Annotated in this window: 14 protein-coding genes; all 14 read left to right on the forward strand. The window is 31.9% G+C overall.

Annotation, left to right across the window (positions count from 1 at the left end; all coding sequences use genetic code 11):
- Positions 1–9 precede the first annotated feature (9 nt).
- Positions 10–939 (forward strand): hypothetical protein, encoded by a 930-nt coding sequence (locus AYC65_RS00755; RefSeq protein WP_034869268.1) that lies wholly within the window; start codon positions 10–12, stop codon positions 937–939.
- A gap of 4 nt (positions 940–943) precedes the next feature.
- A complete protein-coding gene (locus AYC65_RS00760) occupies positions 944–1,741 on the forward strand; it encodes a polysaccharide biosynthesis/export family protein (RefSeq protein WP_234300209.1) in 798 nt (265 codons plus the stop codon).
- A gap of 7 nt (positions 1,742–1,748) precedes the next feature.
- On the forward strand, positions 1,749–4,118 hold the full coding sequence (locus tag AYC65_RS00765; protein WP_034869267.1) for a GumC family protein: 2,370 nt from the start codon (positions 1,749–1,751) through the stop codon (positions 4,116–4,118).
- Positions 4,119–4,241: 123 nt separating this feature from the next.
- On the forward strand, positions 4,242–5,129 hold the full coding sequence (locus AYC65_RS00770) for a DUF72 domain-containing protein (RefSeq protein ID WP_034869266.1): 888 nt from the start codon (positions 4,242–4,244) through the stop codon (positions 5,127–5,129).
- A 54-nt stretch (positions 5,130–5,183) separates the two neighbouring features.
- Entirely contained in the window at positions 5,184–6,452 is a 1,269-nt protein-coding gene (gene glyA, locus AYC65_RS00775) for a serine hydroxymethyltransferase (RefSeq protein WP_034869265.1), read from the forward strand.
- Positions 6,453–6,537: 85 nt separating this feature from the next.
- Positions 6,538–7,005 carry a regulatory protein RecX gene (locus AYC65_RS00780; RefSeq protein ID WP_034869264.1) on the forward strand — a complete coding sequence of 156 codons (468 nt, stop codon included), beginning with the start codon at positions 6,538–6,540 and terminating at the stop codon, positions 7,003–7,005.
- Between the two features lie 189 nt (positions 7,006–7,194).
- Positions 7,195–9,129 carry a polysaccharide biosynthesis protein gene (locus tag AYC65_RS00785; RefSeq protein WP_078674683.1) on the forward strand — a complete coding sequence of 645 codons (1,935 nt, stop codon included), beginning with the start codon at positions 7,195–7,197 and terminating at the stop codon, positions 9,127–9,129.
- 44 nt (positions 9,130–9,173) lie between these two features.
- Positions 9,174–9,971, forward strand: coding sequence for a polysaccharide biosynthesis/export family protein (locus AYC65_RS00790; protein WP_034870781.1), 798 nt, complete (start codon positions 9,174–9,176; stop codon positions 9,969–9,971).
- 11 nt (positions 9,972–9,982) lie between these two features.
- Positions 9,983–12,364 (forward strand): GumC family protein, encoded by a 2,382-nt coding sequence (locus AYC65_RS00795; RefSeq protein WP_034870780.1) that lies wholly within the window; start codon positions 9,983–9,985, stop codon positions 12,362–12,364.
- Positions 12,365–13,366: a mannose-1-phosphate guanylyltransferase gene (locus AYC65_RS00800; protein ID WP_059333916.1), complete on the forward strand. Its 1,002-nt coding sequence runs from the start codon at positions 12,365–12,367 to the stop codon at positions 13,364–13,366.
- 6 nt (positions 13,367–13,372) lie between these two features.
- Positions 13,373–14,434, forward strand: coding sequence for a GDP-mannose 4,6-dehydratase (gene gmd / locus AYC65_RS00805; protein WP_059333915.1), 1,062 nt, complete (start codon positions 13,373–13,375; stop codon positions 14,432–14,434).
- A 3-nt stretch (positions 14,435–14,437) separates the two neighbouring features.
- The gene (locus AYC65_RS00810) at positions 14,438–15,511 is read left to right on the forward strand and encodes a GDP-L-fucose synthase family protein (RefSeq protein ID WP_034870778.1); all 1,074 of its coding nucleotides are present in this window, start codon (positions 14,438–14,440) and stop codon (positions 15,509–15,511) included.
- On the forward strand, positions 15,511–16,302 hold the full coding sequence (locus AYC65_RS00815) for an O-fucosyltransferase family protein (protein ID WP_034870777.1): 792 nt from the start codon (positions 15,511–15,513) through the stop codon (positions 16,300–16,302). Before AYC65_RS00810 ends, AYC65_RS00815 begins: the two co-directional genes overlap by 1 nt.
- A gap of 12 nt (positions 16,303–16,314) precedes the next feature.
- Positions 16,315–17,049: a hypothetical protein gene (locus AYC65_RS00820; protein ID WP_059333914.1), complete on the forward strand. Its 735-nt coding sequence runs from the start codon at positions 16,315–16,317 to the stop codon at positions 17,047–17,049.

Raw genomic sequence — 17,049 nt, forward strand, 5'->3', positions numbered from 1 at the left:
TGAGAAAAAATGCAGAATGATAAAATGAAATTTCACAATGATCTAAAGTCTGTCTATTTTCAGATAGCAGACCATATTATGGAGCTGATTCTGCCTATGCAGATCCAGATAAATCGTTGTTTACCTTCATTTATTGACTTTATTACAGAGAGGCCATCTGGAACTGTGAAAATTAAGGTTAAACTAGAATTAAATTCATTACAAGAAAGTATCGGAGAAACCAAATTATTAAGTGATGTTTCTATTGTCTGGGGGGACCGATTTCGTTTTGAAGAATCCTCAGAGAACTATATAACTTCTGTTCAAAGTGAAGAAAAAAGCAGAGAATGGAAGATGTTTAGTACCAAAGACTTTAGCCAATCCACAATCTATGTATTAGAAGAAGAGTTATATACTACCTCAATTCTCAGCTGGTTGCTAATGGTAGCTTTCGGCCAGGCTATGCTGAAATATAATACTGTATTATTCCATGCGTCTGTAATCGAGAAAGATGGTAGTGGCTATGCTTTTTTAGGGAAGAGTGGAACAGGTAAAAGTACACATAGTCGGTTATGGTTGAAATATATATCGGATACAAAATTATTGAATGATGATAATCCTGCTGTGCGGATTATGGAAGATGAAAGGATTGTGATTTATGGGACGCCATGGAGTGGTAAAACGCCTTGTTATAGGAATGTAGGTGTTTTGTTAGAAGGATTAGTGCGCTTGCGTCAGGCTCCGGAAAATCAATGGAAAAAAGTATCGGGAAAAGAAGCGCTGCTCTCTGTTCTACCAAGCTGTACTGCAATTCGCTGGAACAGAAATTTATTTGATCAAATGCTTAATAGTCTAGAGAAAATAATAACAAATGTAAATGTAGGGCAATTATCTTGCTTACCTGATCAAAATGCTGCATATTTATGTAGTCAAGAACTAATAAAAAATAATAAATTATAACGTGATGAATAAATTTATCTTAGGATTGACTCTGTTTAGCCTTATTTTGCTAAATTCCTGTGTATCCAAAAAAGTGGTATATGCTGAGGATATGATACCAGATGTAGAATACCCGATTGCAGAAGCTCCCGCACTTAAATTACAAAAAAATGACCGATTAAGTATTCAAGTGAGTGCTAAGTCACTTGAATTAGCTGCTCCATTTAATACTGTAGCAGGTACTTATAAAGTTGGGACCGATGGAAATGTTTCAACAGGAATAGATCTTTCGTCAAATGCTCAAGGATATTTAATTGACAGAGACGGGAATATTGCATTTCCTGTTTTAGGGACTCTTCATGTAGAGAACTTGACTTTAGAAGAGGTGAGAGATTTGATACGTAATAAATTAATTAACGGACGATTGATCAATGAACCTATTGTAAAAGTTGAAATCTTGAATTTTAAAATAAGCCTTGCTGGAGCTATAGGAAATAGAGTGCTAGAAGTTCCAGATGGTAAGATAACCCTGATTGAAGCTATTACTAAAGCTGGAGGGATGGGGTCTAATGCAGCACCTGACAGAATTACTGTAATTCGCGAAGAAGATGGAGTTCGTCATAAAATAGTTACAAATATCAGATCTAAGGAGATTTATAATTCTCCGGCTTATTATTTAAAACAGAACGATATGGTTTTTGTTGAGCCCCGAACACCAGAGGTTACTCCTAGAGAAGATAGGTTTTGGAGATATTTTGGTATAGGAACAGGACTCGTAGGTACAATTATATCTGTATTAACTCTGATTAAAGTAACTAAATAACTAAAGTATGGATACAATACATCAAAAAGATTATATAATAAGAAGCAAAAAAGAGCAATCTGTTAATGTTCTTGACCTTCTAAACTATTTTTTACATCACTGGAAATGGTTTGCATTATCCATTTTAATATTTGGAGGCTATTTTTACTATCAATATAGCAAAACACCTTTTATGTATAGCCAGTCAGAAGTTGTAATGATTAAAACATCTTCAAATACACCTACTACGGCTAGGATAACAAGGTCTTATGGGGGAGGAGCCAGCGTAAAAGATGAGATGATACAATTAAGATCAAAAGAATTGATGAGATTAGTTGTAGATAGAACTGGAGCAGATATGAGTTATAAAATTTCTTCGGGGCTTAGAAATCATGAATTGTATAAATCCTCGCCAATCCAGGTAAAAGTTGCTGGAGTTTCTTCCGAAGGGAGCTATGAACTTATTGTGACTCCTGTAGATGCGAACAATGTTCTGATAAAGAATGGGAAAGATCAAGAATTAAAGGTAATGTTAAATAAGTGGGTGCAGACACCTATTGGGAAAATTTTAGTGACTCCTAGTAAATATTATAAATCAGATTATTATGGAGTTGATATTTTGGTTTCAAAGATTCCTAGAGAAGCAATGATGGGGCAGTTTATAGGAAGTCTTAATGTTAGTCAGATAGACGAAGATGCAGCACTGTTACAAGTCAATATTGAAGATCAATCTCCGGAAAGAGCAGCTGATATATTGCAAGCTCTGATTACTGTGTATAATGATGTTTATTTACAAGATAAGAATAAAATCGCAGAGAATACAGCTAGCTTTATAAAAGACAGATTGGCACTAATAGAAGGAGAGTTAGGTTCTGTTGAATCAAATATTGAAGAAATAAAAATAGCAAATCAAGGTATAGATATAGCTTCGGCTGGGAGCATGTATATATCTGAAAAAAATCAATATAAAACGGAAGGATCCAAGATAGAAACTGATATGAGATTAGCAGAAATGATGCGTTCTTATATTTCTAATAAAGGAAAACAAAATAGTCTGATCCCTAACAATACAGGATTGATAGAAGGAAATGTTGAAGGGCAAATAGCAGAATATAATATGGCTTTGCTGAAAAGAAATCGGTTAGCAGAAGGAGGTAATTCTCTAAATCCCGTAGTAATAGATATGGATGATGCATTAACTGCAATGCGTAATAATATTAATCGAGCAATAGATAATTCTCTTAGGGGATTAAAAATTAAGCTAAATAATGCCCAGAAAGAAGAAGCTTTGGCTCAGGGTAAAGTATTGCAAATGCCTCAAAAAGAAAGATCAATGCTTTCTATAGAGCGGCAACGCAGAGTAAAAGAAGATTTATACATGTTCTTGCTTAATAAAAGAGAAGAAAATGCATTGAATGAAGCTGTTACCGAAGCTAATCTTAGAATTGTTGACCCTCCGACAGGAAAAGGATCTCCAATATATCCCAACCGCTTAAAAAAAATAGCAACAGGTATTGCAATTGGTGTTACTTTGCCAGTAGTTATATTAATTTCTATGATGATGTTAAATACAGGGGTAAGAGGTCGTCAGGATATAGAAAATGTATTGAGTGTTCCGTTTTTAGGTGAAATACCTTTGGTTAGAAATAAAAAACAAAGTAAGGGAGATGTACTGGTAAGTAAATCGGGACGTGATCCTATAACAGAATCATTCCGGATTTTACGTACCAATATCAGTTTTATGGCAAAAGATGGGGCTCCTCCAAAGGTATTTACATTTACCTCATTTAGTGCAGGTGTTGGGAAAACATTTAGTGTTTTAAATCTTGCCACAACGTTATCTTATTTGGATAAAAAAGTAATAGCCATTGATTTAGATTTGAGAAAAGGAACCTTGAGTTCTCGCGTAGATCTTTTACATGGAAAAGGAACCAGTCATTATCTTTCAAGTCCATCTATTAGTATTGATGAAATAATACATAAGAGTGATATTGTTGATGGTGTTGACTTTATACCTATTGGAGCTATAGCACCGAATCCTGTTGAATTATTACTAAGTAAACGCTTAGATGAATTGATTAATGAGTTAAAGGCACGCTATGATTATGTAATCATTGATGGTGTTCCAGTAGGAATAGTAGCTGATGCAAGTATTATAGATCGTGTGGCAGATCTTACATTATTTATTATCAGGATAGGTAAGATGGATCGTAGACAACTTCCGGAAATTGAAAAAATTTACCAAGAGAAAAAACTTTCGAATCTGGCAATAGTATTAAATGGACTTAAGTTAAATGGTTATGGATATGGTTATGGAAGTTATGGTTATGGAAGTTATGGTTACGGCTATGGTGAGGAGAAGAAGAAAACTATATTTGATTGGTTTAAAAGACTATAGAAATAATTCTATTTGAATATTAAGGGAGCAATTTAATCGCGTTGCTCCCTTTTTGAATCTTAAAACACTTATATTCTTTAATAAATCCTTACCTTTAAACGTTAATTTTTAAGATCGAAAAAAATGAAATTCGGGCAAGTAGAGAATCCTTCTTTAATAGATTTTACTATTCCACAAGATCATGTAAATACGTCATTAGTATTAGAAAAGAATAAAGAAGGTCTTAAAGAAATATTTGTAGGTTGTGCTAAATGGAATAAAACTGATCTTAAAGGATTCTATCCTAAAGGGACGAAAGATGAGTTAAGCTATTATTCCACACAATTTAATTCTATAGAAATGAATGCTACTTTTTATGGGATGCCTACTCCAGATCAGGTAACTGTTTGGAAGAATAAGGCTCCGGATTCATTTAAATTTTTCCCAAAAATAACAAATACTGTATCTCATTTCAGACGACTAAAAGATGTAACGGAACCTGTTACGCAGTTTGCTTCAGCTATCATGAATTTTGAGGAAAAGCTTGGAATGGTGTTTCTGCAGTTGCATGACAATTTTAAACCCAAAGACTTTGATCGTCTAAAGAAATTTATAAAAGATTGGCCTGTTGAGGTTCCTTTGGCAATAGAGTTACGAAATGCAGAATGGTTTACAGATGAAAACATTTTTAATGAAACTTGTGAATTATTTGAACGACATAATATTACAAATATTATTGTTGACACAGCAGGACGCAGAGATATGATGCATATGCGACTAACAACTCCGACTGCTTTTGTTCGTTATGTTGGAGCTAATGCAGATAGTGATTATAGCCGTCTTGATGAATGGGTGCAAAAGATTGCACAATGGAAAGGAGAAGGTTTGCTCAATTTATATTTCTTTATTCATCAGAATATAGAAAAAGCATCTCCTCTTTTGTCGGCACATTTTATAGATAATCTAAATAAAGAAATTGGATCTGAACTCTTAATTCCAAAAATGGCAGATTCACAACCGACTTTATTTTAATAAAAATAATCAGTAATTTTGAAATATTAAAACTTGAAATACCTAAATTAAATTATGAGTGATATCATTTTTGACCTGATAGAAAAAGAAAGAGAGAGACAAAGCCACGGACTGGAGCTTATTGCTTCCGAGAATTTTGTTTCGGATAATGTAATGAGAGCAATGGGGAGTGTGTTGACAAATAAATATGCAGAAGGCTATCCCGGAAAAAGATATTACGGAGGTTGTGAAGTGGTAGACGAGGTCGAAACTTTGGCAATTAATAGAGCAAAAGAGCTTTTTGGTGTGGAATATGTAAATGTTCAACCTCATTCAGGCTCTCAGGCTAATGCTGCAATTTATTTAGCAGTTCTGAAGCCTGGAGATAAAATAATGGGAATGGATTTGTCCATGGGAGGACACTTAACTCATGGTTCTTCTGTGAATTTTTCAGGAATACAATACGAAGTTGTTTCTTATGGAGTTGAAAAAGAAACAGGGCTTATAGACTATAATCAAATGAGGGAGGTCGCTCTTAGAGAAAGACCAAAAATGATGATTGCTGGCTTTTCGGCTTATTCAAGAGATCTAGATTATGTAAAGTTCAGAGAAATCGCAGATGAGATCGGAGCTACGCTATGGGCTGATATTGCTCACCCTGCTGGTTTAGTTGCAAAAGGTTTATTAAATAACCCATTTGAGCACTGTCATGTAGTAACCACTACTACTCATAAAACACTAAGAGGTCCAAGAGGAGGTATGATTATGATGGGGAAAGATTTTGAAAATGCTTATGGACATAAAACGCCAAAAGGAGAGATCAAAATGATGAGTCAGGTTCTGGACGGAGCTGTATTTCCGGGAATTCAGGGAGGGCCACTAGAGCATGTTATTGCTGGTAAAGCTGTTGCTTTTGGAGAAGCTCTGGATGATAAGTTTACTGTGTATGCAAAGCAAGTTAAATCAAATGCACAAGCTCTTGCAAAAGCTATGATAGATAATGGTTTTGATATTGTAAGTGGTGGAACTGATAATCACTTGATGCTAATCGATCTTCGTAATAAAAATGTTAATGGTAAAGAAACTGAAAAAGCTTTAGTAAAAGCTGATATTACTTGTAATAAAAATATGGTTCCGTTTGATGATAAATCACCATTTACTACTTCAGGAATCCGCTTAGGAACTGCTGCTATTACAACAAGAGGTCTAAAAGAAAATGATATGGAAACTATTGCTGGATTAATTTCAGAAGTGGTAGATAACATAAAGAATGATGAAGTGCTAGATGCTGTAAAGGGAAAAGTAAATAAATTAATGGAAGGAAAGTCTTTGTTTAATTATTAATAAAGCTTAATATATTTATCTATAAATAAAAGAATAGCTTTGCGGCTGTTCTTTTATTTTTCTTGACCGAGATTAAGATTAAAAAATGCAAAACGAACACACAAGTTTTACTTTTCAGGAGATTAAACAAAAGTTGGTGAATTACTGTGTTTATCAGGATAGATGTCATAAAGAAGTGGAGGAAAAGATGCAGAGTTTTTTACTGATTCCTGAAGCTAAAGATGAAATATTATTATATCTGATAAATGAAAATTATCTAAATGAAGAACGCTTTACACGAAGCTATATTAGAGGTAAATTTTATATAAAGCACTGGGGAAAACAAAAAATCAAGCTGCAACTTAAAATGAAGGGCATTTCTGAAAAATTAATTCAGAATTGTATGGATGAAATTTATGAGGATGACTATACAAAACAGATACAAATCTTCGCTGAAAAACTATTGCCTACCTATAAAGGGCTCAATGATTTTCAAAAGAAAAATAAATTAATTCGCTTTCTAGTGACAAAAGGTTATGAATATGAGTTGATTATAGAAAATATTACTAAATAAGTAAAAATACCAAATTATATGTATCTTTACACGCTAATAGACTCAAGTATTATCTACTTGTAAAAAGAACAAGTATTGTCTTGAGAATAATGTTTTTTTGGTGTAAATTTTGTTAAATAAAATTTTTAATATTAGAAAATATATTTGACAATTTAACGTTAAAAACACACACAAACACTAACCAAATTAATGAATAAAATAAAAAATGTGCAACGTAAGATTTATTCAGGGAATAACCTGGTAAATCTTACGGATATACGATATCTGCCAAGATGGATAGTTCTATTTATTGATGTCCTTATCCTTATTTTCTCACTTGCACTTTCCTTTGTTATTGTTGAAGCTCTAAATGTTAAACCATATCCGTCAATAAGTGTCTTTCAGAAATTTTTGATGGTTATTTCAGTGAATGTTCTGTTTATGTATATGTTTAAAACGTATTCAGGAATTATTCGACATTCTACTTTTATGGATTTGTTTAAATTGTTTACGGCAAGCGTTTGTACAACAATAGTAGTAATTGTTATTAATTATAGTTATTTTACTATAACAGGTAAACATCTTATTCTGATTCCTCTTTTGGGATTTTATTTTGCAACATCTTTTGCTTTTCTGTTTTTATTTAGACTTGTTGTTAAAGAGTCTTTCCATATGTTAAGAGAATATAAAAGAAGTTCTCTTAAAAAAAGAATATTAGTATTAGGCATTGGGGAAGAATCTATTGCAATGGCTGGCGCTATTTTGGATAATTCTAGCTTGCCTTATTATGTAGAAGGTTTTTTAACGCAACGTTATGATACAACTAATGCCAAAATATTAGGTAAACCAATATATACTAAAGATAAATTAAAGTCTTTAGCTATAGATGACTTAGATGTTGAAGGAGTTCTTATCATTAAAGAGAATCTTACCCGTGATGAAATGAATATGTGGGTTAATCTATTTTTGGAAAAAGGATTATTGATCCTTAAAGCACCTTCTGTCCAAAAAATGAGAGAAAATGATCTGGGAACAAATATAAAAAGTCTTCAAATTGAAGATCTTTTAAATAGAAAATCTATAAAATTAGATAATGAAGAGGTAAAGAAAAGGCATTTTAATAAATGCGTTTTAGTTACTGGAGGAGCAGGTTCTATTGGAAGTGAAATTGTGTGCCAAGTTGCTCAATTTAATCCTTCATTAATTGTCGTATTGGATCAGGCGGAAACACCATTGTATGAAATTGAACTGGAAATGAAAGAAAAGTTCCCTCACGTACAGTTTAGATTTGTTTTAGCAGATATTTCAAATAGACACAGATTAGAAAGACTATTTCAGAAGTATGAGTTTTCTATGGTGTATCATGCTGCAGCCTATAAGCACGTACCTCTTATTGAAGAAAATCCACATGAGGCTATACTGGTAAATGTTTTAGGTTCTAAGAATTTAGCCTGTTTATCAAGTAAATATAAAGTGAATCGCTTTGTAATGGTTTCTACTGATAAAGCAGTGAATCCTACAAATGTAATGGGAGCGTCTAAAAGAACAGCCGAACTTTTTGTGCAAGCCTTACAACATACTGAAGGAAATACAACGAAATTTATTACAACCCGTTTTGGTAATGTATTAGGGTCAAATGGCTCCGTTATTCCTCATTTCAAAAAGCAGATAGAGAAAGGTGGTCCTATAACCATTACGCACCCAGAAATTGTACGCTATTTTATGACTATTCCTGAAGCTTGTGAGTTGGTATTACAGGCTGGTACAATGGGACAAGGGGGTGAGATTTTTGTTTTTGATATGGGAGAACCAGTTAAAATTTTAGATCTTGCAAAACGTATGATTAAGTTATCGGGTTTTGAACCAGAGACTGACATAAAAATTGTTTATACAGGATTAAGACCTGGAGAAAAGCTGTATGAAGAATTATTGAGTGATAATACAAAAAACCTACCCACTCATAATGAGAAAATTATGATTTCTAAAGATCCTAATATGGAATATAAAAATATTGAACTATTGGCTAATCAGGTGACTAAAGCAGCAGTGAGGAGAGATAAATTAGAAGTGGTGCGCCAATTAAAGATAATTGTACCTGAGTTTAAAAGTAACAATTCAATATTTGAAGTTCTGGATAAACAATAAGTCAAAAACTGTATATTTGCAAATATTCGATTTTAAAGAAAAATATGAAGATCAGAAGCTTTTTAATGCTGTTGTTAGCCACCCTAGTAATTGTTTCATGTCGTACCCGTAATGATATTAATTATTTGCAGGATGTTGATAAAACAGCAACGGAAATGGCACTCCGAATGGAGAATAATACTCTACAGCCAGGAGATCAATTAGTAATTAATGTTATGGCAAAAGATTTAGATGTAGTAAAGCCATTTAATCAAAACTATTCATCTGGCCAAATACTACAAAATCCTCAATTAACAGGTAATGTAAGTCCTACCACGCCTACAGCATCCGGACCTTCTTATGTTGTTGATTCTAATGGAGAAATAGATTTTCCGGTGTTAGGAAAACTGAACACAAAGGAAATGACTATTGAGCAATTCAAACAAAGTTTATATAATAAACTTGTTCGCTATATTAAAGAACCAACTATCAGTGTTAAGTTGAATAACTTTAGAGTTTCAGTGATGGGGGAGGTTGTTCGTCCGGGAGAATACGTTATTACTGATGGACAAACTAATTTTATGAAAGCATTGGCATTGGCTGGAGATTTAACGATATATGGTGTGAGAGATAATGTCTTATTGGTTAGAACTGTAGATGGTAAAATAGAAAAAGTGCGTGTTGATTTAACACGTTCTGATTTCATGGAATCTCCATATTACAATTTAAAACAAGGAGATGTAATCTATGTTTCTGCAAATAAAACTAAAGAGAAAACATCCCGATTGGATCCAAATATGCCTATTTATATATCAGTCGCCAGTATTGTCGTAACTATTTTAGCCTTAGTATTTAAAAAATAATTTTTAGCATAATGAGTGCACCGTCACAAGATAATCAATATACAAACAAAGAAGTTAACATTAATGAGATCATTAAACCATATTTACTTAGATGGCCATGGTTTATTATTTGTGCTATTCTAGCTTCAATTATTGCTTTTTTTGTATTGAAATTCATAACTCCTGTCTATCAGATTCAATCTACTGTGTTAATAAAAGATGCAAAAAATAATTCTGCACAAGGGGGGGCTGAAATGAATATTCTTCAAGATCTTTCTGGATTTGGAGGTATGAAAACTAATAGTGTTGATAACGAGATTGAGATTTTTAAATCTAAAAAATTAATGCAGGATGTAGTAGATCGTTTAAACTTGCAAACTGATATTTTTGCTCATGCAGGGCTTAAAAAAGTTGAATTATATAAATCAACATCTCCAATAGAAGTCAGAATTGTTAATGAGAAGAAAAATGTCAAATTTCCTAAAAAGCCACTGAAATTACAAATTAAAGGTAATCAATTATTTATTTCTTCTAGTGAGCTAGATAAAGATATTGTAGCTTCCTTCGGTAAAACTATAGGATTACCATATGCTAATATTATCATTATGAAAAATGATAAATATGATGCACAAAGTATAAAAGATATAGATAATATAAATAACCTTGAACTTAATGTTATTACGTTGGAGAATAAGGTTACCAATATGCAAAAATTATTAGGGGTTAATCTTACAAGTAAAGAAACTACAGTTATCCGGCTATCAATGAATTATGCTCAGATTCAGAAAGCAAAGGATGTTCTGAATGCTTTAGTTGTAGCATACAATAACGATGCAATTCAGGATAAAAATTCTGAATCCAGTAAGACGTTAGCTTTTATTGAAGAGAGAATAAAAAAATTATCAGGAGAGTTAGGACAAGTAGAGAATGAGAAAGAAAATTTTAAATCAAAAAACCAATTAACAGATATAGAAACTGAAGCCAAAATCAGTTTAGAGAGTTCTGCTGCAGCCAGAGCTAAGCAATTAGAATTAGATGGACAACTTGAATTAACCAATGCTCTAATTAACTATGTATCTCATCAAGGACAATATCAGGTTTTACCTTCAAATGTTGGTTTAGCTAACCCGGAAGCTATAGCTGGTATTTCTGCATATAATCAATTGGTATTACAAAGAAATCGATTGTTAGAATCAGCAACAACTGAGAATCCCATAGTGATAGATCTCACAAAGCAAATTAATAATATGCGTTCATCTGTAATGCAAAGCTTACAGAGAAATAAGAATGGATTAGAGCTGGCTAGAAACGAATATGTAGGTGAGCAAAATAAAGTATCCGGAAAAATTTCTAAATTACCCTCTATTGAAAAAATGTTTAGAGGAATTGAACGACAACAGCAAATTAAAGAAAACTTATATTTGTTATTATTACAAAAAAGAGAAGAAACTGCAATTTCTCAATCAATAACTGCAGATAAAGCAAGAATTATTGATAAAGCCTATGCTTCAGAAGAACCTGTATCTCCAAAAAAAATAATGTTTTTATTAGGAGGGCTTCTTGTGGGGATCTTGCTGCCATTTGCTATAATTTATCTATCCGAGCTTTTTAATAATAAAATAAAATCTAAGCATGATTTGGAAAAATTATCTCATGCATCAATACTTGGTGAAATACCTAGTATAGAAAAAGGAGAATCGGATATTGTTCAAATGAATGATTTATCTCCAATGGCTGAAGCTTTTAGAATTCTCATTACAAATATGAATTTTATATTGCCGAAAAGGGAAAAAGGTAAGGTTATATTTGTTACCTCTACTGTTAAGGGTGAGGGGAAGACTTTCACATCTGTAAATTTATCATTGACTTTAGCAACACCTAATAAAAAGGTGATTATTATTGGGTCGGATATAAGAAATCCACAACTACAGCGTTATAATACAGCAAGAAAAGGATTAAAAGGACTTACTGAATATTTGTACTCAGATCAAACTCGTCTTGAAGATATTATTCATGTGTCTACATTTAATCCCTATTTAGATGTTATTTATTCAGGAATGATACCTCCAAATCCAACAGAGTTATTAACTAATGGACGTTATAACGAATTGTTAGAAGAGTTAAGAAAAAAATATGATTATATAATTGTTGATACTGCTCCACTAATGTTAGTAACTGATACTTTTTTAATTTCAGATCTGGCAGATACTACGATTTATGTTACACGCTCTAAATATACTGAAAAGGCTTTGATAGAATTTGCAAATAGTAATATTGATCAAGCGAAAATCAAAAATGTAGGTTTTGTTTTAAATGATGTTGGTAGAAATGATTTTGGTTATGGAAATAAATATGGCTATGGCTATGGAGTTAAAGAAAAAAACTGGATTGAAAAGATAAAAGATAAGCTATAAATGTCTAAAATTATAAATGTAATTCTATCAGGTGGTGTAGGAAGTCGGTTATGGCCTCTTTCCAGAAAGAATAAGCCTAAACAATATCTTGATTTATTTAATAATAAGTCATTGTTTCAACTAACTGCTTTGAGAAATAAGTCATTATGTGATAAAGCTTTTGTTTTAGGTAATATTGAAAATTACAAACTTTCTGATGAGGCGCTGTCTAAAATTTCATATGATCAATATACTCAAATTATAGAATCAACACCTAGAAATACCGCGGCTGCTATTGCATTTGCTGCATTTGCTGCACGAGAAAATGATATTCTTTTAGTTACTCCATCAGATCATTTAATAGAAGGTAGAAGTGAGTATGAGAAATCTGTTTTGGAAGCGGTTGAATTAGCTAAAGAAAATTATATCGTAACTTTTGGTTTAATACCTACTAGGCCAGAAACTGGTTTTGGGTATATACAAATTAAAAATGGAGAAGTATTAAGTTTTAGAGAGAAACCCAATCTTGAGACAGCTCAGGAATTTATGAAAAGTGGTGATTTTTATTGGAATTCTGGAATGTTTTGCTTCAAAGCAGGCATATTTTTACAAGAATTAAAAAAATATGCTCCTTTTGTTTATGAAGAAGCATGCAAGGCATTCAACGTTCAAGATAAAAATTTAATTCCATTAGAAGATAGTTTAAAAATACCATCAATTTCAGTAGACTATGCTGTACTAGAAAAAACTAAGTTGATAAAAGCAGTTAAAGCAAGATTTCAGTGGTCTGATATGGGATCGTTTGAATCTCTTTATAATTATTTCATAAATAATGGATATCCTGTAGATAAATATGGTAATATGGTAATAGGAACAGATGTTCATACAGAATTTTTAGGGTTAAAAAAAGTTATCTTTATAAATACGGATAATGCAATATTAATTCTTAAAAAAGATAAATCACAAGAAGTAAAAAAAGTATATGAAAAGTTAGAGCAGAAAAACTCTAATCTAATAAAATAAAATAACATGGGAAAAGTAGCTTTAATAACAGGTATAACAGGACAAGATGGTTCTTTCTTGGCAGAATTTTTAATTGAAAAAGGATATGAAGTACATGGTATTATAAGAAGGTCTTCTTCTTTTAATACTGATCGTATTGAACATTTATATTTTGATGAATGGGTTAGAGATATGCATCAAAAAAGACTTGTTAATCTCCATTATGGAGATATGACTGATTCAAGCTCATTAATGCGTATCATTCAGATTACTCAACCCGATGAGATTTATAATCTTGCTGCACAAAGTCACGTTAAAGTGAGTTTTGATGTGCCAGAATATACAGCAGAAACTGATGCTGTTGGTACTCTTAGGCTTTTAGAGGCAGTAAGGATTCTTGGAATGGAAAATAAAACAAGAATTTATCAAGCCTCAACTTCAGAATTATTTGGCTTAGTACAAGAGGTTCCTCAAAAAGAAACAACTCCATTTTATCCGCGGTCTCCTTATGGAGTTGCTAAACAATATGGTTTTTGGATTACAAAAAATTACAGAGAGTCATACGGTATGTATGCTGTAAACGGTATATTGTTCAATCATGAAAGTGAGAGAAGAGGAGAAACATTTGTTACAAGAAAAGTAACATTGGCAGTGGGAAGAATTGTAGCAGGTACTCAAGAAAAATTATATATGGGTAATCTAGATGCATTGAGAGACTGGGGATATGCAAAAGATTATGTAGAATGTATGTGGCTGATGCTACAGCATGATGTCCCTGAAGATTTTGTTATTGCAACAGGTGAAATGCATACTGTAAGAGAGTTTATTACCAAATCCTTTAAAGTAGCTGGTATTGAAATCGTTTGGGAAGGAACTGGTGAAAATGAAAAAGGTATTGATAAAGCTACAGGAAAAATCTTGGTAGAGGTTGATCCTAAATATTTCCGCCCTGCTGAAGTGGAACTTTTACTTGGAGACCCTACAAAAGCGAAGACTTTATTAGGTTGGAACCCTACAAAAACAAGTTTTGATGAGTTGGTTGAAATAATGGTAAAACATGACTTAGCATTAGCACAGAAAAATAGATAGGTTATGCAGAAAGATAGTAAAATATATGTAGCAGGACATAAAGGTTTGGTAGGCTCTGCTATATGGAAAAACCTTAATGCTAAAGGATATACTAATCTTATTGGAAAGACATCTAAAGAATTAGATTTATTGGATCCAATAGCTACTGCAAATTTTTTTGAAAAGGAGAAACCAGAATATGTCTTTTTAGCAGCTGCTTATGTTGGGGGTATTATGGCTAACAATGTATACAGAGCTGATTTTATATATAAAAATCTTCAAATTCAGCAGAATGTAATTTATAATTCTTATAAAAATAATGTCACAAAATTATTATTTTTAGGTAGTACCTGTATTTATCCGAAAAATGCACATCAACCAATTAATGAAAATGAGTTATTGACGGATACTTTAGAATACACGAATGAGCCCTATGCAATTGCTAAAATTGCAGGGATTAAAATGTGCGAAAGTTTTAATCTGCAATATGGGACTAATTTTATTTCTGTAATGCCCACCAATTTGTACGGTCCGAATGATAATTTTGATCTTGAAAAAAGTCATGTTTTACCAGCAATGATCCGGAAAATATATTTAGCTAAGGCTTTGAAGAATAATGATTGGGATATTATAGAAGAAGATTTACATAAAAGACCAATCGAAGGTATTTCTGGTAATCATATTAAGGAAGACATAGAAATAATATTAAATAAATATGGTATATATAAAGATAGGCTAGAATTGTGGGGTACAGGAAAACCAATGCGAGAGTTTTTATGGAGTGAGGAGATGGGAGACGCTTGTGTTTTTGTTATGGAAAATATCAATTTCAATAATGTTACACCAGAAGGAAAAGAAGTCAGAAATACCCATATTAATATCGGTACAGGAAATGATATAAGTATAAAAGATCTATCCACTATGATTGCTCATACAATTGGATATGATGGGATAATCTCTTTTGATGATTCAAAACCGGATGGTACCATGAGAAAACTCGTTGATGTATCCAAAATAAATAGTTTAGGCTGGAAACATTCGATTGAGATATCGGATGGAGTTAAGAAAATTTTTGACTGGTATATTCAACATTCCTAATGAAAAAAATATGGCTTATGGGAGGATTTGGAAATGTTTTATTTCAAATTCTCGCATATAATATTATAAAGAAAAAAGGTAATACAGATATTTCTTATATAACCACCTTAACTGAGCGTAACTTCATTACAAAGACTATTAAATGGAGTATACATCAAAAATTATATGTTGATTTAATAACAGATTCACAAATCAAAAAGGTTAGTAATAGTTATGCTTTTTTTGCAGTTTTAATAGGATTTATTAGTAAATTTTCAGGTATTTTTTTTAAATTTTCAACTTTTTATATCAATAAAAAGAATTTAGATAATACGAAATTATCAACCAATATTTTTGGATACTTTCAAGAGAAATCTTTTTTAAATAACCATAGGGATGATTTACAAAGTCTAGGTTCTGTAATAAAAAATAAATATCAATTAGACACCCAATATAAAATTGTTGTACACTATAGGAAGGGAGATTCGGGGTGGGCCGCAATGCACGGAAAGTATTATGAAAGTATAAGAGAAATGCTTAAAAATGAATCTGGTAAAATCTATATTGTAACTGATAGTTATGAAGATGCAAAAATATTTTTTTCTGAAATTGAGGGCATACAGATTTTAAATTCTGCTAACGCTATAGAAGATTTTAGAACTATGGTTTCTTCTGAAAAATTATATTGTGCGCCAAGTACATTTTCGTGGTGGGCAGCACATACTTTAGATAATGACTCTATAGTTGTTGCACCACAATTTCTAGAAGATGATCTTGGAATGTATGTAAAAGGTCACTGCATTTTAATTTAATAACCTTGTATTTTGAATAGCGAATACCCACTTTTTTTACCTAGTGTTACAAGATCTTTTACTGATTTTGAAAGCGCGCTTACGGACAGTAATATAAGACTAAAAGAATCTCGTGAGGCTTTATATGCCATAATCAATAAGAATATCTTTAAGGAAATTGTTATTGTTGATGGATCAAATAATCCAATTTTATCAGATAATGAAATAGAGAGTTTTCGATCAAAAGGAGTTATTATTGAACAAATACTATTTCAGCAGGATAAAGGTTTAGTCTCAGAATTTGGAAAAGGTCATGGTGAAATGCAAATTACTAACTATATGGTAGAACATTCTGAATTAGTAAAAAAAGCTGGAGGTTTTGTAAAGCTTACACCCAGATATTTTTTTGATAATTTAGAAAATATTTTTCATATTATAGATCAGCATCCTAATATCTTCTTCTTTTATTACCCTTCACCAATAAGAAATATTAAACCTTTCGTTATGAGTATTTTTTATAAAGTTTCTTTAGATTTTTATAAAGAAAATATTGAAAAATCAATACAGTTTCATAATAAAAAGACTTCTGGATATATGGAATCTGTATTATATAGACAATTAATTAAAAAAACTAAAAAAGGAATAAGAGTTGCCTATCCTCATTTTTCAGGGACTTCAGGAACAACTGGTAAAAGTATTAGAAATCAATATGTATTTCTTCGAAACATCTGTTCCAAATTAGGGCTTATGGCCTATAGTTTCAAATAA

The organism is Elizabethkingia bruuniana (assembly GCF_002024805.1).
GTDB lineage: Bacteria > Bacteroidota > Bacteroidia > Flavobacteriales > Weeksellaceae > Elizabethkingia > Elizabethkingia bruuniana.